Here is an 18,946-nt window from a genome sequence, read left to right as displayed (position 1 = left end):
CCGAACATCCGTGTCGCGCCTGTGGATATTCCTTTTTCGCAGGCGCTCGCCAAGCATAACCAAGGAATTGCCCATGAGCGCCAGCACCACTGCAAACCTGCGTCACGACTGGAAACTGGCCGAAGTCAAAGCACTTTTCGTCCAGCCATTCAATGACTTGTTGTTCCAGGCACAGACGGTGCACCGCGCCCATTTCGACGCCAACCGCGTTCAGGTTTCCACCCTGCTTTCGATCAAGACCGGCGCTTGCCCGGAAGACTGCAAGTACTGCCCGCAATCCGGTCACTACAACACCGGCCTGGAAAAAGAAAAGCTGATGGAGGTGCAGAAAGTCCTCGAAGAGGCTGCCCGCGCCAAGGCCATCGGTTCGACCCGTTTCTGCATGGGCGCGGCGTGGAAACATCCGTCGGCCAAAGATATGCCGTATGTGCTGAAAATGGTCGAAGGCGTGAAAGCCATGGGCCTGGAAACCTGCATGACGCTCGGGCGTCTGGATCAGGATCAGACCGAAGCGCTGGCCAAGGCCGGCCTCGATTACTACAACCACAACCTCGATACGTCGCCGGAGTTCTACGGCAGCATCATCACCACCCGCACATACAGCGAGCGCCTGCAAACCCTGGCCTATGTGCGTGATTCGGGCATGAAAATCTGCTCGGGTGGCATTCTTGGCATGGGCGAGTCCCTCGACGACCGCGCCAATTTGCTCATCCAGCTTGCCAATCTGCCCGAGCATCCGGAATCGGTGCCGATCAACATGCTGGTGAAGGTCGCCGGTACGCCGCTGGAAAACGCCGAAGACATCGACCCGTTCGACTTCATCCGCATGCTCGCCGTGGCGCGCATTCTCATGCCGAAATCCCATGTGCGCCTGTCCGCCGGCCGCGAAGCGATGAACGAGCAGATGCAGGCCCTGGCGTTCTTCGCCGGCGCCAACTCGATTTTCTACGGCGATAAGTTGCTGACCACCGCCAACCCGCAGGCCGACAAGGACATGCAACTCTTCTCGCGCCTGGGCATCTTGCCGGAAGCTCGCGAAGAGCACGCCGACGAAGTGCACCAGGCCGCGATCGAACAAGCGCTGGTGGAGCAGAAGAGCAGCGAGCAGTTCTACAACGCCGCCGTCTGATCGCGATTCACTCTGGCTGATTGAAATGCAAACCTTGTGGGAGCTGGCTTGCCAGCGATAGCGATTTTTCAGTCGACATTGTTATCGAATGTGCGTCTGCCATCGCTGGCAAGCCAGCTCCCACAGGTTCTGTGTTCATCCTTGAATCCCTAGTCTGACCTACGAGGCCTGCATGTCTTTCGATCTCGCCGCACGCCTTGCTGCCCGCCGTGCCGACAATCTCTACCGCCAACGCCCCTTGCTTGAAAGTCCGCAAGGGCCGGAAGTGGTGGTCGACGGCCAGGCATTGTTGGCGTTCTGCAACAACGACTATTTGGGCCTGGCCAATCACCCACAAGTCATCGAAGCCTGGCGTGCGGGCGCGTCGCGTTGGGGCGTCGGTGGCGGGGCTTCGCATCTGGTGATCGGCCACAGCGGCCCGCATCACGCACTCGAAGAAGCGCTGGCCGATCTCACCGGCCGCTCGCGAGCGCTGTTGTTCACCACCGGTTACATGGCCAACCTCGGCGCGGTCACGGCGCTGGTCGGACAGGGCGACACCGTGCTGGAAGATCGCCTCAACCATGCCTCGTTGCTGGACGCCGGCCTGTTGTCCGGCGCGCGCTTCAATCGCTATCTGCACAACGACGCCGACAGTCTGGCCAAGCGTCTGGAGAAAGCCACCGGCAATACGCTGGTGGTCACCGATGGCGTGTTCAGCATGGACGGTGACGTCGCCGATCTGCCGGCCCTGGCTCGTGAAGCCAAGGCCAGCGGCGCATGGTTGATGGTCGATGATGCGCACGGCTTTGGCCCGTTGGGTGCCAATGGCGGTGGGATCGTCGAGCATTTCGGCTTGAGTCAGGACGATGTGCCAGTGCTGGTCGGCACCCTCGGCAAGGCATTCGGCACCGCTGGCGCATTTGTCGCCGGCAGTGAAGAACTGATCGAAAGTCTGATTCAGTTCGCTCGCCCGTACATTTACACCACCAGCCAACCGCCGGCCCTGGCCTGCGCAACGCTTAAAAGTCTTGAATTGCTGCGCAGCGAGCATTGGCGACGTGAGCATTTACAGACGTTGATCCGCCAGTTCCGCCACGGTGCCGAACAAATTGGCCTGGAACTGATGGACAGCTTCACGCCGATCCAGCCAATCCTGATCGGCGATGCCGGTCGTGCGGTGCGCCTGTCACAGATGCTGCGCGAACGCGGATTAATGGTCACGGCGATCCGTCCGCCCACAGTGCCCGCCGGCAGCGCGCGGTTGCGCGTGACGCTGACGGCCGCCCACAGCGAGGCGCAGGTGCAGCTATTGTTAGAAGGACTGGCTGATTGTTTCGCTCAGCTCAAATCGGAACCAAGCCATGCGTGATCGACTGATTCTGTTGCCCGGCTGGGGCCTCGGCATCTCGCCGCTGGAACCGCTGGCTGCCGCATTGCGCGGGCTTGATGAGCATTTGAATGTCGACATTGAGCCGATGCCCGAGCTGGATTCCAGTGATCCGCAAGACTGGCTCGACCAACTCGATGAACGTATTCCTCAAGATGTCTGGCTCGGTGGCTGGTCGCTGGGCGGCATGCTCGCATCCGAATTGGCGGCGCGGCGCGGCGAGCGCTGTTGCGGCGTGTTTACCCTGGCGAGCAATCCTTCCTTCGTTGCGCACGAGCAATGGCCGAGCGCGATGCCGGGTGAAACCTTCGATGCGTTTCTGGCCGGCTGCTCGGCCGATCCGCGTACGACCCTCAAGCGTTTTTCGCTGCTCTGCGCCCAAGGTTCACAGGATCCGCGTGGCTTGTCGCGATTGATGCTCGGTGCTGCGCCGAATACATCGCCGGCAGCGCTGATGGCGGGGCTGGAATTGCTCGCCCAACTGGACACGCGCGACGCCTTGCAGGCCTATCGCGGCCCACAGTTGCACCTGTTTGCCGGCCTCGACGCATTGGTGCCGGCGGAGGCGGCGGGGGCGTTGTTCGCGCTGTTGGCGGATGTGGAAGTTGGCTTGATCGAACAGGCCAGCCACGGATTTCTTCTGGAGGATCCGCACGGAGTGGCGGGTGCCATCCAGGCGTTTTTACATGAGAGCGGTGATGACTGATTTATCCCTGGCGGCGTTGCACGGCGGCTTGCCGGACAAACGCCAAGTGGCCGCCTCCTTCTCCCGTGCGGCGGCCAGTTACGACAGCGTCGCCGAGTTGCAGCGTGACGTCGGAACACAGTTGCTCAATCGCTTGCCTGAGACGATTGATCCGCAGCGCTGGCTCGACCTTGGGTGCGGCACCGGGTATTTCACCCGTGCGCTGGCCGAGCGCTTTGTCGCGAGCGAAGGCGTGGCGCTGGATATCGCCGAGGGCATGCTCAATCACGCGCGCCCTCTGGGCGGTGCCGAACATTTCATTGCCGGCGATGCCGAACGCCTCCCGCTGCAGGATGCGTCCTGCGATCTGATCTTTTCCAGCCTGGCGGTGCAATGGTGTGCGGACTTCGAATCGGTACTCGGCGAAGCCTTCCGCGTACTCAAACCAGGCGGGATCTTTGCTTTTGCTAGTCTTTGTGTTGGGACGCTGTACGAACTGCGCGACAGCTGGAGGCAGGTCGATGGGCTGGTGCACGTCAACCGTTTCCGCGAGTTCGCCCGTTATGAACAGTTGTGTGCGGCCAGTGGCTTGCGCAGCGTAACCCTGGTGAATCAAGCGCATGTGCTGCATTACGCTGATGTGCGCAGCCTGACTCACGAACTCAAGGCGTTGGGTGCGCACAACCTCAATCCCGGCCGGCCTGGGGGGTTGACCGGGCGGGCGCGGATTCTTGGCTTGATTGAGGCTTACGAGCAGTTCCGGCGGATGCAAGGATTGCCGGCGACCTATCAAGTGGTCTATGCGGTGCTGGAGAAACCCTTATGAACGCAGCCTATTTCATTACCGGAACTGACACCGATGTCGGCAAGACCACCGTGGCCGCCGGATTGCTGCATGCCGCGCGCTCGGCCGGGTTGAGCACGGCAGCGGGAAAACCGGTGGCATCGGGCTGCGAGGTGACGCCCAAAGGCTTGCGCAATAGCGACGCCTTGGCGCTGATGGCTGAATGTTCGTTGCCGATGACCTATCAACAGGTCAATCCGGTGGCGTTCGAGCCGGCCATCGCTCCGCATTTGGCCGCACGGGAGGCGGGTGTGGCCTTAACGGTGCAATCGCTGCTGGCGCCGATGCGGCAGGTTCTTGCCATGAATGCCGATTTCACCTTGATTGAAGGTGCAGGCGGTTGGCGGGTGCCGTTGGCCGATCAGGACAATCTTTCTGATTTGGCCATCGCACTGAAGCTGCCGGTGATTCTGGTGGTAGGCGTGCGCCTGGGTTGCATCAGTCATGCGTTGTTGACGGCTGAGGCGATTGCCCGCGACGGCCTGCAACTGGCGGGTTGGGTGGCCAATATCATCGATCCGAAAACTTCACGGCTGGAAGAAAATCTCGCCACGTTGGCCGAGCGGATTCCGGCGCCGTGCCTGGGGCGCGTACCCAAGCTCAAGCCGGCGACAGCCGAGGCAGTGGCGGCGCACCTGCAGCTGGATCTGCTGGACTGAAGTTTCTGCCTATGACAAGGCACTGTGCCATTAGTGTTTTTGACGGGTGTTTTTCTGGCGCCTCTGGTTCAATGGCCGCTGTTGATCCTTCGCAAGGACGAGAACTTCTATGGAAATCTCAGGCAACACCGCTTTTTATGCCGGGCTGAGTACCATTCAGACGGGGCAAAACCGCGTCGATGCGGCGGCCGGCCAGATCGCCAACAACACCATCGAGCGCTCGGTGACCAGCCAGTCGTCCGAGGTTCAGGTTGATCGCCTGCTGTCGGTGGATCGCAGCCAGCAATCGGACATGGCCAGCAACATGGTCGAGATGGCTCAAGGCAAGTTTCAAACGGAGCTGGGCGTTAGTGTTGCCAAGGCTTCCGATGAAGTGCTGGGTACGTTGATCGATACGTACGCGTGATCGAATCCAGTTGAGCTTTGCCAAACGCCGCGGCTGATCGCGGCGTTTTTCGTTGTAAGTCGTTCTTCCTCAACTAATCTTTTTTCCGCACGCACGACAGGTCATGCGTGCAGCGCCGCCGTGTGCGCGGCATTTGAAAAGTGTGAAGACGAACGGCAAAACATCGACCCTTGACAAGGTTTCGGCGTAAACGTATGTTTCAAACAACTGTTTGACCGTCACAACAAATTCCATGCGGTCGTTCATTCCCGGTTACATCAGCAGAGGTTTATCGCTATGCCTGACTACAAGGCCCCCTTGCGTGATATTCGCTTCGTTCGTGACGAGTTGCTCGGCTACGAAGCGCACTATCAGAGCCTTCCAGCGTGCGCAGATGCCACGCCGGACATGGTTGACGCCATCCTCGAGGAAGGCGCCAAGTTTTGTGAGCAGGTATTGGCACCGCTGAACCGCGTGGGCGATACCGAAGGCTGCACCTGGAGTGAGTCCGGCGTGAAAACCCCGACTGGCTTCAAAGAAGCCTACAAACAATTTGTCGAAGGTGGCTGGCCGAGCCTGGCTCATGACGTCGAGCATGGCGGTCAGGGTCTGCCTGAGTCGCTAGGCCTGGCGGTCAGCGAGATGGTCGGCGAAGCCAACTGGTCGTGGGGCATGTATCCGGGCCTCTCGCACGGTGCGATGAACACCATCTCCGAGCACGGCACCCCTGAGCAACAAAACGCCTACCTGACCAAACTGGTTTCCGGCGAGTGGACTGGCACCATGTGCCTGACTGAACCTCACTGCGGCACCGACCTGGGCATGCTGCGCACCAAGGCTGAGCCTCAGGCCGACGGATCCTACAAAGTGTCCGGCACCAAGATTTTCATCTCGGCCGGTGAACACGACATGGCCGATAACATCGTCCACATCGTACTGGCTCGCCTGCCGGACGCACCGGCCGGCACCAAAGGCATCTCCCTGTTTATCGTTCCCAAGTTCATGCCGAATGCCGATGGCACTGTCGGAGCACGCAACGCTGTGACCTGCGGCTCCCTCGAACACAAGATGGGCATCCACGGCAACGCCACGTGCGTGATGAACTTCGACGGCGCGACCGGCTTCCTGATCGGCCCGGCGAACAAAGGCCTGAACTGCATGTTCACCTTCATGAACACCGCACGCCTGGGCACCGCGCTGCAAGGTCTGGCTCACGCCGAGATCGGTTTCCAGGGTGGCCTGAAATACGCTCGCGACCGTTTGCAGATGCGTTCCCTGACCGGCCCGAAAGCGCCGGACAAAGCTGCTGACCCGATCATCGTTCACCCTGACGTACGCCGTATGCTGTTGACCATGAAGGCCTTCGCCGAAGGCAACCGTGCGATGGTCTACTTCACCGCCAAACAGGTCGACATCGTCAAATATGGCGTGGACGAAGAAGAGAAGAAGAAGGCCGACGCACTGCTGGCTTTCATGACGCCAATCGCCAAAGCCTTCATGACCGAAGTCGGTTTCGAGTCCGCCAACCACGGCGTGCAGATATACGGCGGCCACGGCTTCATCGCCGAGTGGGGCATGGAGCAGAACGTACGCGACAGCCGCATTTCGATGCTGTACGAAGGCACCACCGGCATCCAGGCACTCGACCTGCTGGGCCGTAAAGTGTTGATGACGCAAGGCGAGGCTCTGAAAGGCTTCACCAAGATCGTCCATAAGTTCTGCCAGACCAACGAAGGCAACGAAGCCGTTCAGGAATTCGTAACGCCGCTGGCTGCACTGAACAAAGAATGGGGCGAGCTGACCATGAAGGTCGGTATGGCGGCCATGAAAGATCGCGAAGAAGTCGGCGCGGCTTCCGTGGATTACCTGATGTACTCCGGTTATGCCTGCCTGGCCTACTTCTGGGCCGACATGGCCCGCCTGGCAGCCGAGAAGCTGGCAGAAGGCACCAGCGATGCGGCGTTTTACACCGCCAAGCTGCAAACGGCGCGCTTCTACTTCCAGCGCATCCTGCCGCGTACCCGTACGCACGTGGCAACCATGCTGTCGGGCGCCAACAACCTGATGGACATGAAAGAAGAAGACTTCGCTTTGGGTTACTAAGCCTTAACGCGGTCTGACAAAACCGCTGCGCCTTCGGGAGCAGCGGTTTTTTTATGCCCTCTGAAAACCTGCGGTCGGGTGCCTTGCGGTTATGCGAATCACCCAGCGCAAGAAGGCCGTTGCTGTCGCAGCACAACGATCTTTTTTGTAATCGCAGTGCCCATGGCCACCAGAGATAGTGGCCATGGGCGCCGTTCCCGCGGGCAAAGGCAAAAAACCTCGTCAAAACCCTCAGAAACTCAGCCTTGCGGCCGTTAAAGAGAGAGGCTGTGATCTGGATCACAATGGAGGTGCTTAACTGGCCACATTGCAGGCACAATGCCATCAACTGATTTGCCGGTCGGAGCTTTACCCTTGCCGCGTTCTTCCGCTGTACGTCTCAGCCATTTCCTGCCTTCCCTGCTGTTATTGCTAGCGGGGCTGGCGGCTGCGTACGTCAAAGACCTCAACGTGTTTTTCACTTCGCTGTTCAACGTGCTGCCGACACTGGTGCTGCTGTTGGGCGGCGCGTACTGCGCCGTTTACCGACGTCAACGTGAACTGTTTCTGATGGTCACGGTGTACATCGCCTACTTTTTGCTCGACACCCAGACCGATTATTACCGCGACAACGGCAAAGTCCGCGAGGACGCCGCCGTGGTGTTTCATTTGGTGTGTCTGTTATTGCCGCTGCTGTTCGGCCTGTTCGCCGCGTGGCAGGAACGCACGCACTTGTTCCAGGACATGGTCGCGCGGTTTGCCGTGCTGCTGGCGTTCGGTAGCGTGGCGCTGGGTCTGGAGCAAAGTTACCCGCAGGCCTTGCTGATGTGGCTTTCGGAAATCCGCTGGCCCGCATTGCACGGAGCGTGGATGAGCCTGATTCAGCTCTCCTATCCGGTGTTCATCTCGGCGTTTCTGTTGCTGGCCTGGCAATACTGGCGCAACCCGCGACCGCTGCACGCGGCACAACTGGTCGGGTTGCTCGGCGTGTTCTGGATGTTACCGAAAACCTTCATCCTGCCGTTCACCCTGAACATCATGTGCAGCCAGGTGATGTTGATGATTGCGGCGGCGGTTGCGCACGAAGCTTATCAAATGGCTTTCCGCGACGAACTCACCGGCCTCCCGGGGCGCCGCGCACTCAACGAACGCATGCAGCGTCTGGGCCGCAACTACGTGCTGGCGATGAGCGACGTTGACCATTTCAAGAAATTCAACGACACACACGGCCACGATGTTGGCGATCAGGTGTTGCGACTGGTCGCCGCCAAACTGTCGAAAATCAGCGGTGGCGGTAGGGCGTATCGCTACGGCGGTGAGGAATTTGCCCTGGTGTTCGCAGGCAAGACCCTCGAAGAATGCATGCCGCACCTGGAAGTCATCCGCGAGTCGATTGCGTCCTACAACATCCAGTTGCGCAACCAGGAAAATCGCCCGCAGGACGATCAACAGGGGCGCCAGCGCCGCGCCGGATCCGGCGCATCGAGTGTGTCGGTGACGGTGAGTATCGGTGTCGCCGAACGACTGGAGCAGCGCAATCCGGAGCAAGTGCTCAAATCCGCCGACGAGGCGCTCTACGCGGCCAAGGGCGCGGGGCGTAACTGCGTGGTGGCGTTCGGGCAAAACCGCCGGGGCGCGGTGCGCATGGAGGCGGCTGCGGGTTGAGTGATGACGGCGCATTCAGCGTCTGCACAATGATTGTGGGGCGTGGTGGCCGGCAGTAGGTTGAAGAAATCTGCTGACGGAGAAGCACCATGCCTGAGTACAAAGCCCCCCTGCGCGACATGCGCTTTCTGATCGACCACGTCTTCGATTTCCATGCTAACTACGCCGCGCTGGGCGCCCACGACGCCAGCCCCGACATGGTCAGCGCGATTCTCGAAGAGGGCGCGAAGTTCTGTGAGAACGTTCTGGCACCGCTCAATCGCAGCGGCGACGAAGAAGGCTGCCATTTCGACAACGGCGTGGTGACAACGCCTACAGGCTTCAAGGAGGCCTTCGCACAATACGTGGAGGGCGGCTGGCACGGCTTGGCGGCAGACCCGACTTACGGCGGCCAGGGTTTGCCGAGTTCGCTGGGACTGGTGATCAGCGAAATGGTCGGTTCCAGCAACACGTCCTGGGGCATGTACCCGGGCCTGACCCATGGCGCGATGTCGGCAATCCACGCCCACGGCACCGAGGCGCAGAAAAACACCTATCTGAGCAAACTCACCGCCGGCCAGTGGACGGGCACGATGTGCTTGACCGAAGCCCATTGCGGCACTGATCTGGGCATCATCAAAACCCGCGCCGTGCCTCAGGCCGACGGCAGCTATGCGGTCACCGGCAGCAAGATTTTCATCTCGGCCGGCGAGCATGACATGAGCGGCAACATCATCCATCTGGTGCTGGCAAAACTGCCGGATGCGCCGGCGGGCACCAAAGGCATTTCGCTGTTCATCGTGCCGAAATTTCTGCCGGATGCGGCGGGTGAGGCCGGGGAGCGCAACGGCGTGTCCTGTGGTTCTATCGAACACAAAATGGGCATCAAGGCCTCGGCCACTTGCGTGCTGAACTTCGACGCTGCCAAGGGCTTTCTGATCGGTGAGGCAAACAAGGGCCTCAACTGCATGTTCACCATGATGAACCACGCGCGGCTCGGCACGGGCATGCAGGGTTTGTGTCTGGGCGAAGCGAGTTTCCAGGGCGCAATCAAATACGCCAATGACCGCTTGCAGATGCGCTCGCTGACCGGCGCAAAAGCCCCGGACAAACCGGCCGACCCGATCATCGTCCACCCGGACGTGCGGCGCATGCTGCTGACCATGAAAGCCTTCAACGAAGGCAACCGCGCGCTGACTTACTTCACCGCACAACTGCTCGACGCTGCGCACCTGAGTGAAGACGCGACAGCGCGGCAGGACGCCGAAGACCTGCTGGCGTTTCTCACGCCGATCTGCAAGGCGTTCATGACCGACTCCGGCCTGGAAGTGACCAACCTTGGCATGCAGATCTTTGGCGGCCACGGTTTCATCCGCGAGTGGGGTATGGAGCAACTGGTGCGGGACTGCCGCATCGCGCCGATCTACGAGGGCACCAACGGTATTCAGGCGCTGGATCTGCTCGGGCGCAAAGTGCTCGGCAGCCAGGGCAAATTGCTGCGCGGCTTTACCAAAATCGTCCACAAACTCTGCGAGGCCAATGCCGGTCATGCGCAACTGAGTCCGTTCGTGGCGCAACTCGCCGAGCTCAATCAGCAGTGGGGCGAGCTGACCATGAAGGTCGGCATGGCGGCGATGAAAAATCCCGACGAAGTGGGCGCTGCCTCCGTCGATTACCTGATGTACAGCGGTTACATCATTCTCGGCTACTTGTGGTTGCGTATGGCGCTGGTGGCTCAGGCGCAATTGGAAGCGGGTGAGGGCGACGGTGATTTCTGCCGAGGCAAACTGGCGACGTGCGAGTTTTACTTCAAGCGGTTATTGCCGCGCACGGCGTCGCATCGGGCGGCGATTGAGGCGGGGAGTGATTGCCTGATGAAACTGCCGGCGGAGTTGTTTGCGCTTTAGGGAAAGTCAAAAAATCGCAGCCTGCGGCAGCTCCTACTGGAGGGGTCGCCTATAGGCTGCACTTTTTCATTGACCAAAAATAACAAACCGGTCACGAGTTGACCCTATGTGTCGCAAAAGTTGTTGGGGTACACTCGGGCCCAACGAAAGCACCATTCCCACGAATCACCTGTTTAGATCCTGCGAGGTTTGCCATGGCTGACTACAAAGCGCCGCTGCGCGATATGCGCTTCGTCCTCAATGAAGTGTTCGAGGTCGCCAAGCTCTGGGCGGAACTGCCTGCACTGGCTGACACCGTCGATGCTGAAACCGTCGAAGCGATTCTCGAAGAAGCCGGCAAAGTCACCAGCAAAAGCATCGCCCCCCTGAGCCGTGCCGCCGACGAAGAAGGCTGCCATTGGGCCGACGGTGCCGTCACCACACCGGCAGGTTTCCCGCAGGCTTATCAAACGTATGCCGAAGGCGGCTGGGTCGGGGTTGGCGGTGATCCAGCTTACGGCGGCATGGGCATGCCAAAGGCCGTTTCGGCTCAGGTCGAGGAAATGGTCAACTCCGCCAGCCTGTCGTTTGGTCTGTACCCGATGTTGACCGCCGGCGCCTGCCTGTCGATCAACGCCCACGCCAGTGAAGAGCTGAAAGCGGCTTATCTGCCGAACATGTATGCCGGCATTTGGGCCGGTTCCATGTGCCTGACCGAACCGCACGCCGGCACCGACCTCGGCATCATCCGCACCAAGGCCGAACCTCAGGCCGACGGTTCCTACAAAGTCAGCGGCACCAAGATTTTCATCACCGGTGGCGAGCACGATCTCACCGAAAATATTATTCATCTGGTGTTGGCCAAGCTGCCGGACGCGCCAGCGGGGCCTAAGGGCATTTCTCTGTTCCTCGTGCCGAAGTTCATGGTCAATGCCGATGGCAGCCTGGGCGCACGCAACCCGGCGAATTGCGGTTCGATCGAACACAAAATGGGCATTCAGGCGTCCGCGACCTGCGTGATGAACTTCGACGAAGCCGTCGGTTATCTGGTCGGCGAGCCGAACAAAGGCCTGGCCGCGATGTTCACCATGATGAACTACGAGCGTCTGGGCGTCGGCATCCAGGGTCTGGCCACCGGCGAGCGTTCCTATCAGAACGCCGTTGAATATGCCCGCGACCGTCTGCAGAGCCGTTCGCCGACCGGCGCGCAAAACAAGGATAAAGTCGCTGACCCGATCATCGTCCACCCGGACGTGCGTCGCATGTTGCTGACCATGAAGGCCTCGAACGAAGGCGGCCGCGCGTTCTCCACTTATGTGGCGATGCAACTCGATACCGCCAAGTTCAGCGAAGACGCCACAACTCGCAAACGTGCGGAAGATCTGGTCGCGTTGCTGACGCCGGTGGCCAAGGCATTCCTGACCGATTTGGGTCTGGAAACCACCGTCCACGGCCAGCAAATTTTCGGCGGCCACGGCTACATCCGCGAATGGGGTCAGGAGCAATTGGTGCGTGACGTGCGCATTACTCAGATCTACGAAGGCACCAACGGCATTCAGGCGCTCGATCTGGTCGGACGCAAGATTGTTGGCAGTGGCGGGGCGTTTTATCAATTGTTCGCTGATGAGATCCGTCACTTCACGACGACCGCCAACGCGGATCTTGCCGAGTTCACCAAGCCGCTGAACGATGCTGTCGGTACCTTGGATGAATTGACGGCATGGCTGCTGGATCGGGCGAAAACCAACCCGAATGAAATCGGCGCTGCTTCGGTCGAATATTTGCAGGCCTTCGGCTACGTTTCCTACGCCTACATGTGGGCATTGATGGCAAAAGCTGCGTATGGGAAAGAAAGTCAGGACGATTTCTACGCCAGCAAATTGGGCACCGCACGGTTCTACTTCGCCCGGCTGCTGCCGCGCATTCACTCTCTGAGTGCATCCGTTAAGGCTGGCAGCGAGTCGCTGTTCCTGCTGGACGCAGCGCAATTCTGATGAAAGCACGTCATGTAAGCATTCGCTTACATGACGTGCTGCTGTTCTCCCCTATGCGCAGATTGGATCCACGGCTAATCTCTGTTTCATGGACGTCGGGCAGGAAGCCCACTAGCAACAACACGGACACGTAGGATTCTGCCAGGGTGGCGGAGTGAAATGGATGTCAGGGAAACAGTCTGCAAAGCCCCGCTTCGGCGGGGTTTTCTTTTGTCTGGAGAAAAGTGTTCAGCTCAGGCCATTCAGCGGCGCGGCGGCTGGCAGTGGCACCTCTTCACGCTGCATGACTTCCTCCAGCAAAGCCCGCAGCAATGCCAACGACGCTTGCTGGCGTTGCACATCGCGGCACACCAACCCGACTTTCAGCGGCACCCTCGGTTCACTGATCGGTTTCCATAACAGTTCGCCATTGTCGTATTCGCGCTGCGAGCGACCGGGCAGCACCGTGACCAAGCGGGTGTGCGGCAGGCTGTCGAGAATCCCCACCATATTGTTCAACTCAGCCTGCACCTGCGGACGTCGCCCGAGATTGGCCAGTTGCGACTGCCAGATCTGGCGGATCTGAAACTCTTCTCCCAGCATCAGCATTGGCAGCTCGGCCGCCTGTGTCATTGACACTTTCTTGAATTCCCGCAATGGATGATCCGCCGGGATGACCAGCGTCAGTTCATCTTCGTACAGCAACACGCCCTGCAGGCCCGGCTGACGCGGTGGCAAATAACTGATGCCGATGTCGAGCGAGCCATTAAGCAAGCGCCGCTCGATTTCCAGCCCGGTCAATTCGTAAATCTGCACGACTAAATGCGGCTGCGCCTTGCGCACTCGTTCGAGCATTTGCGGCACCAGACTGGTGTGCACGGTTTGCAGGACACCGATTGCCAGTGTGCGCAACGCCTGGCCCTTGAAGTTGCCCAAGGCTTCCCGCGCCCGCTGCATACCGTCGAGCAACGGCAATGCGTGGTTGTATAAGGTGTGCGCAGCGAGAGTCGGCAACAGGCGTTTGCTGCTGCGTTCGAAGAGGGTGACATCAAGGTTTTGTTCGAGCTGGCGGATTTGTTGAGACAGAGCCGGTTGCGAGATCGACAGGCGTTCGGCGGCCCGTCCGACATGACCTTCTTCGTAGACCGCGACGAAATAACGCAGTTGCTTGAAATCCATAAGTGATTCTTATCGAAAGTGCTGGAAAATCGAAATGGTCTGGTGCCGTCAGTGCGCCTAGTCTAACCGCAACCACAGGCTTACAGGGCCGGAAAGCGCGATGACCAGCGTTTGCTTTGAGAGAGTTTATATAGGCAGTTCAAAAAACCTCAAACGAGGTTTTTGTTGATGAACATGTTCAGTTTGCGGCGTCATACGCCGAGCCTCGACGATTTGGCGATCGACGCCAGCCAAGCGCCGGATGATGACAGCTTGAGCGCAGATCACCTGATGCCCTGCGTCGAGCGCCCACAACAGGTGTTCGTCCGTGGCCAGGGTTCCTGGTTGTGGGACAGCAACGACCGCGCGTATCTGGATTTCTCTCAGGCCGGTGGCGCCAACAGCCTCGGCCACAGCCCGACGGCGTTGGTCAAAGCCATCGCCAGTCAGGCCCAGGCGCTGATCAATCCCGGTTTCAATTTGCACAATCGCGGCATGCTCAGTCTCGCCGAACGTCTATGTGCCAGCACCGGCAGCGATCAGGCCTATCTGCTCAACAGTGGCAGCGAGGCCTGTGAGGCGGCGATAAAACTGGCGCGCAAGTGGGGGCAACGGCATCGCAACGGCGCTTCGCGGATCATCGTTGCACGACAAGGCTGTCACGGTCGTAGTCTGGCGACTATGTCAGCGTCAGACAGTTGCAACCTGCACAACCGCTTCGCACCGCTGCTGCCGGGTTTTGATCGGGTGCCATTCAATGATTTGCCGACGCTGCACGCGGCGGTGGATGCGCAGACCGTAGCGATCATGCTTGAGCCAATCCAGAGCGATGCTGGCGTCATTCCTGCCACCGAGTTGTACCTCAAAGGCGTCGAACATCTGTGCCGTGAATTGGGGATCCTGTTGATCCTTGATGAAGTGCAAACCGGCATCGGCCGTTGCGGCGCGCTGCTCGCCGAACAATCCTATGGCGTGCGAGCCGATATCGTCGTGCTTGGCAAGGGACTCGGCGGCGGCGTGCCCTTGGCGGCGCTGCTGGCCCGGGGCAAGGCGTGCTGTTTCGACGTCGGCGAGCTCGGCGGCACCCACCACGGCAACGCCTTGATGACCGCTGCGGGCCTGGTCGTCCTCGACAGCGTTCAAGATCGTACGTTTCTTGAGCAGGTCAACGACAACGGCCAGCACCTGCGCGAAGGTCTCGCTCGTCTGTCCCATCGCTACGGCCATGGCGAACTGCGCGGTCAAGGCTTGTTCTGGGGACTGAGCCTGTCCGAAGATTCAGCAAATGCTGTGGTCAGTGCCGCATTGCACGAAGGCCTGCTGCTCAACGCCCCGCAAGCCGACAGCCTGCGCTTCACCCCGGCGCTGACTGTCAGCAAAACCAACATCGACGAAATGCTTCTGCGCCTGGCCCGCGCTTTCTCCCGCGTGCGCACCGCGCAACTTCAATGCAAGAAAGGCATTGCCGTCTGATCGGAACCGTCCTGTCCGAATTCCCGAACCGTCTCGCGGTATAACGCACGCCCCATACCTGATTCTTTTGGTGTGGGGCGTTTTTTTGTGGCTGGATTTTGCCGGGCGCGGATTGGCGGTTGCGAGTTGTTTGCGCCAATGGTTTTTTAAAGCGCACTCGCAGGGACTGCGGTTTCCGAATTCGATGAATCCTGCCTGGCAACGGTGCCAGAGGCGTTTGCTGCGCAGGAGATCAAGGCGTTGCGTGAACGTAACAATGTCAGTCAGCCGGTGTTTGCGCGGTATCTGAACACCAGCGCCTCGACGATCAAACAATGGGAGGGGGTGATAAGCACCCCAGCGGAATGGCGTTGAAGTTGCTGAGTATCGTGAAGACGCACGGTCTGCAGATTCTTGCCTGAATCAATGTACTGAACCCTGACAAACGCCAAAGGTCATTAGCGTGTATGGCTCATTTGAGCCAACCCCTCAAGGAGCACGCTCATGGACTTTATCCGCATCATCATCGCCATTCTGTTGCCGCCGCTGGGTGTGTTTTTGCAAGTAGGTTTCGGCGGCGCGTTCTGGCTGAATATTCTGCTGACTTTGTGCGGTTACATCCCCGGGATCGTGCATGCGGTGTACATCATTGCCAAGCGCTGAGTGCTGCGGCATCTGATGGTCGCCTTCGCGAGCAGGCTCGCTCCTACAGGGGAAGTGTGAGCAAGATAAATCCCCTGTGGCGCGAGCCTGCTCGCGATAGCTCAATCCGCCACACCCATTACCGTTCTATAGAACTTCCACTCGTATTCCAGCGCATGCGCCTGATTCTCCGCCCGGCGGAAGCCGTGGCGTTCATCGGCGTAGTAGTGCGCTTGGACCGGGATGCCGTTGTTTTCCAAGGCTGTGACCATGTCACGGGTCTGCTGCGGCACGACCACGGCGTCGAGTTCACCTTGAAAGAAAATCACTGGTACGCGGATATTACCGGCGTGCAGTAGCGGCGTTCGGGCGGCGTAGCGTTCGGCGTCCTCAACCGGATCACCGATCAGCCAGTCCAGGTAATCGCCCTCGAACTTGTGTGTCGCGCGGCCCAGTGTAACCGGATCACTGACGCCGTAGAGGCTGGCGCCCGCGCGGAACACCTGATGAAACGCCAGTGCGCACAACGTCGTGTAGCCACCTGCGCTACCGCCGCGAATGAACGCACGCTCGCCGTCGATCATTTTGCGGTCGGCCAGGTATGCCACCACCGCGCAGGCGTCTTCGACATCCACCTCGCCCCAACCCAGCTGTAACGCTTGCCGGTACGCCCGGCCATAACCGCTGCTGCCACGGTAGTTGAGATCGGCGACGGCGAACCCACGCTGCGTCCAATACTGGATGCGCGGGTCGAGCATCGGGTAGCACGCCGATGTCGGGCCACCGTGAATGAACACCACCAGCGGCGGCTTTGTTTCGCCGTTCATCGCCGGGTAAAAGAAACCATGTGCTTCGCCCGAGCCACTGGGATAACGCAGGGTTTGCGGACGGCTGATGCGTTCGGCCGACAGCGGCGCATTGCCGCCGGCCAGCACGGTGACGTCGTGAGACCCGCGATCAATGGCAATCACCGCCGAAGGACTGACCGGCGAGGCGGCGATGCAGTAGATAAACTTTTCATCCAGCGCCAGATGCCGGAAACGGCTGTAATTGCCCGAGAAGTCCTCACCTTCAAGTCCCAGATGGCCAAAGCCGCCCTCACTCCACGTCGCCAGATAGCTATTACCCACCGGCAGCCAGGTGCAACCGCCCAGTTGCCACGGTGCCGGCGCGTGATCGGCCTCGGCGCTGCTCAGTGCTTGCAAGCCCTGCGTTGATTCGACCCACGGTTGCCAGAATCCGCCACGGTCGGTCAGGCAGAAAAGCCGTCCGTCAGCACCGAAGCGCGGTTGTTGAACAGATTCTTCAGCGGCGTTACCCGCCACGCAACGAGGCGCGGCAAACTCACCATCGGCCAACCGCTCAGCGACCATCAGACGAGTCGACGTCCACGGCTGATGCGGGCGACTCCATTCAATCCACGCCAATCGCTGCCCATCCTCACTGATGGTCGGCGCCGCATAAAAGTCCGCACCTTCGGCGAGCAAATGCCGTTGACCACCGGCCAGATCAATCGCCACCAGTCGATGACAATCAAACTGTTCCTCGACCGCCAATACCTGGCCGTGAGCGAACCGCAGATCACCGTAACGGCAGTCACCCAGGGTCAGCGCTTCGGGCTCGCCGCCCAGGGTTTGGCGATAGAGCTGCTGATCCGTCTCATTGACGAAAACCACCCCGTCAGCGGTCAGACAAAACGCGCCGCCGCCATATTCGTACACCCGACTGCGCACACTGAAACCATCCGGCGTCAGGCATTTTGCCTCACCGTCACGCCAATGCCAGATCCGGCACGCGGCGTCGACGGGACGGTATTCGTTCCAGAACAAGCCGTTGTCGCCGAGTTGCAGCTCGGCAAAGTCCACCCCGGCGGCAACGGCGGCAGTGGCGCTGAAAGGCTCAGCCTTTGGCGATGAGGCGCGAGTTTCGTTCATTGCGGAAGGCCAGTTGTTCGATGGTTTGAGTGGCGTGCTCGGCTTCTTCGCGTGCCTTGAGGATTACGCCGTGCTGTTCTGATTTGCTACACACCGGATCGGCATTACTCGCGTCACCCGTGAGCATGAACGCCTGGCAGCGGCAGCCGCCGAAGTCCTTTTCCTTCTCGTCGCAGGAGCGGCACGGCTCAGGCATCCAGTCGTAACCGCGAAAGCGATTGAAGCCGAACGAGTCGTACCAGATGTGCTGCATTGTGTGGTCGCGGACGTTGGGAAATTGTACCGGCAGCTGTCGGGCGCCATGACAGGGCAGGGCGGTTCCGTCCGGGGTGACTGTAAGAAAAATGCTACCCCAGCCGTTCATGCAGGCTTTCGGGCGCTCTTCGTAGTAGTCCGGTGTCACGAAAATCAGCTTGCACGGATGCCCTTCGGCTTCCAGTTTGGCGCGGTATTCGTTGGTGATGCGTTCGGCACGCACCAGTTGTTCCTTGGTCGGCAACAACCCGACGCGGTTGAGCTGCGCCCAGCCGTAGAACTGGCAGGTGGCGAGTTCGACGAAGTCCGCTTCCAAAGCGATGCACAGCTCGATGATGCGGTCGATTTTGTCGATGTTGTGCCGATGGGTGACGAAGTTCAGCACCATCGGATAGCCGTGGGCTTTCACCGCGCGGGCCATTTCCAGCTTTTGCGCGAAGGCTTTTTTCGACCCCGCGAGCAGGTTGTTCACTTGCTCGTCACTGGCCTGGAAGCTGATCTGGATGTGATCGAGACCGGCCTTCTTGAAGTCGCTGATTTTCTGCTTGGTCAGACCGATGCCGGAGGTGATCAGGTTGGTGTAGAAACCCAGTTTGCGCGCCTCGCCGATCAGCTCGGCCAGATCCTGGCGCACCAGCGGTTCGCCGCCGGAAAAGCCCAGTTGCGCCGCGCCCATTTCCCGCGCCTCTTTGAACACCTTGATCCACTGCTCGGTGCTCAGCTCTTTGCCTTGCTCGGCGAAATCCAGCGGATTGGAGCAATACGGGCATTGCAGCGGGCAGCGGTACGTCAGCTCGGCAAGCAACCACAGCGGCAGGCCGATTTCGGGTGTGGGCGGTACTTGCACCG

At 59.9% G+C, this 18,946-nt stretch carries 15 protein-coding genes and 1 pseudogene; 13 read left to right on the top strand and 3 right to left on the bottom strand.

Annotated features, from left to right (window positions below; genetic code table 11):
* Window positions 1-73 precede the first annotated feature (73 nt).
* The 10 genes from bioB to GIW69_RS09565 all read left to right on the top strand — a co-directional run bounded on the left by bioB (window position 74) and on the right by GIW69_RS09565 (window position 12,677).
* Window positions 74-1,129 carry a biotin synthase BioB gene (gene bioB / locus GIW69_RS09610; RefSeq protein ID WP_236482048.1) on the top strand — a complete coding sequence of 352 codons (1,056 nt, stop codon included), beginning with the start codon at window positions 74-76 and terminating at the stop codon, window positions 1,127-1,129.
* A gap of 172 nt (window positions 1,130-1,301) precedes the next feature.
* Window positions 1,302-2,480, top strand: coding sequence for an 8-amino-7-oxononanoate synthase (bioF, locus tag GIW69_RS09605; protein WP_236482046.1), 1,179 nt, complete (start codon window positions 1,302-1,304; stop codon window positions 2,478-2,480).
* Complete coding sequence (locus GIW69_RS09600) at window positions 2,473-3,204, top strand: alpha/beta fold hydrolase (RefSeq protein WP_236482044.1); 732 nt, start codon at window positions 2,473-2,475, stop codon at window positions 3,202-3,204. The genes bioF and GIW69_RS09600 overlap by 8 nt, the downstream gene beginning before the upstream one ends.
* A complete protein-coding gene (gene bioC / locus GIW69_RS09595; RefSeq protein WP_236482042.1) occupies window positions 3,197-4,009 on the top strand; it encodes a malonyl-ACP O-methyltransferase BioC in 813 nt (270 codons plus the stop codon). The genes GIW69_RS09600 and bioC overlap by 8 nt, the downstream gene beginning before the upstream one ends.
* Window positions 4,006-4,686, top strand: coding sequence for a dethiobiotin synthase (bioD, locus tag GIW69_RS09590; RefSeq protein WP_236482040.1), 681 nt, complete (start codon window positions 4,006-4,008; stop codon window positions 4,684-4,686). Before bioC ends, bioD begins: the two co-directional genes overlap by 4 nt.
* Before the next feature lie 109 nt (window positions 4,687-4,795).
* Complete coding sequence (locus GIW69_RS09585) at window positions 4,796-5,092, top strand: pyrroloquinoline quinone biosynthesis protein PqqE (protein WP_236482038.1); 297 nt, start codon at window positions 4,796-4,798, stop codon at window positions 5,090-5,092.
* A 276-nt stretch (window positions 5,093-5,368) separates the two neighbouring features.
* Window positions 5,369-7,174: a phenylacyl-CoA dehydrogenase gene (locus GIW69_RS09580; RefSeq protein WP_236482036.1), complete on the top strand. Its 1,806-nt coding sequence runs from the start codon at window positions 5,369-5,371 to the stop codon at window positions 7,172-7,174.
* A 354-nt stretch (window positions 7,175-7,528) separates the two neighbouring features.
* On the top strand, window positions 7,529-8,818 hold the full coding sequence (locus GIW69_RS09575) for a GGDEF domain-containing protein (protein WP_236482034.1): 1,290 nt from the start codon (window positions 7,529-7,531) through the stop codon (window positions 8,816-8,818).
* Between the two features lie 89 nt (window positions 8,819-8,907).
* Window positions 8,908-10,704 carry an acyl-CoA dehydrogenase C-terminal domain-containing protein gene (locus GIW69_RS09570; RefSeq protein WP_236482033.1) on the top strand — a complete coding sequence of 599 codons (1,797 nt, stop codon included), beginning with the start codon at window positions 8,908-8,910 and terminating at the stop codon, window positions 10,702-10,704.
* 194 nt (window positions 10,705-10,898) lie between these two features.
* Window positions 10,899-12,677: an acyl-CoA dehydrogenase C-terminal domain-containing protein gene (locus GIW69_RS09565; RefSeq protein ID WP_236482031.1), complete on the top strand. Its 1,779-nt coding sequence runs from the start codon at window positions 10,899-10,901 to the stop codon at window positions 12,675-12,677.
* A gap of 228 nt (window positions 12,678-12,905) precedes the next feature.
* On the opposite strand, the gene GIW69_RS09560 is transcribed toward GIW69_RS09565, so the two are convergent.
* Window positions 12,906-13,835 (bottom strand): LysR family transcriptional regulator, encoded by a 930-nt coding sequence (locus tag GIW69_RS09560; RefSeq protein WP_236482029.1) that lies wholly within the window; start codon window positions 13,833-13,835, stop codon window positions 12,906-12,908.
* A gap of 168 nt (window positions 13,836-14,003) precedes the next feature.
* On the opposite strand from GIW69_RS09560, the gene GIW69_RS09555 reads away from it, so the two are divergent.
* The 3 genes and pseudogenes from GIW69_RS09555 (at window position 14,004) to GIW69_RS09545 (ending at window position 15,929) form a co-directional block, all read left to right on the top strand.
* Window positions 14,004-15,287 (top strand): aminotransferase class III-fold pyridoxal phosphate-dependent enzyme, encoded by a 1,284-nt coding sequence (locus tag GIW69_RS09555; protein ID WP_236482027.1) that lies wholly within the window; start codon window positions 14,004-14,006, stop codon window positions 15,285-15,287.
* Window positions 15,288-15,461: 174 nt separating this feature from the next.
* Window positions 15,462-15,688, top strand: a pseudogene (locus tag GIW69_RS09550) (helix-turn-helix domain-containing protein); the annotation flags it as partial.
* An 82-nt stretch (window positions 15,689-15,770) separates the two neighbouring features.
* Window positions 15,771-15,929, top strand: a complete 159-nt coding sequence (locus tag GIW69_RS09545) for a YqaE/Pmp3 family membrane protein (protein ID WP_003228885.1) — start codon at window positions 15,771-15,773, stop codon at window positions 15,927-15,929.
* A 101-nt stretch (window positions 15,930-16,030) separates the two neighbouring features.
* Here GIW69_RS09545 and GIW69_RS09540 read toward each other — a convergent pair whose 3' ends face one another.
* Window positions 16,031-17,842, bottom strand: coding sequence for an alpha/beta hydrolase family protein (locus GIW69_RS09540; protein ID WP_236482026.1), 1,812 nt, complete (start codon window positions 17,840-17,842; stop codon window positions 16,031-16,033).
* Window positions 17,808-18,944, bottom strand: coding sequence for a pyrroloquinoline quinone biosynthesis protein PqqE (gene pqqE, locus GIW69_RS09535; protein ID WP_496570908.1), 1,137 nt, complete (start codon window positions 18,942-18,944; stop codon window positions 17,808-17,810). The genes GIW69_RS09540 and pqqE overlap by 35 nt, the downstream gene beginning before the upstream one ends.
* Between the last annotated feature and the right edge of the window lie 2 nt (window positions 18,945-18,946).

This window comes from Pseudomonas syringae, from assembly GCF_021605415.1.
GTDB classification, from domain to species: Bacteria; Pseudomonadota; Gammaproteobacteria; order Pseudomonadales; family Pseudomonadaceae; genus Aquipseudomonas; species Aquipseudomonas syringae_S.
The sequence above is the reverse complement of the archived record's forward strand: the minus strand, read 5'-3'. Positions and strand labels throughout refer to the sequence as shown.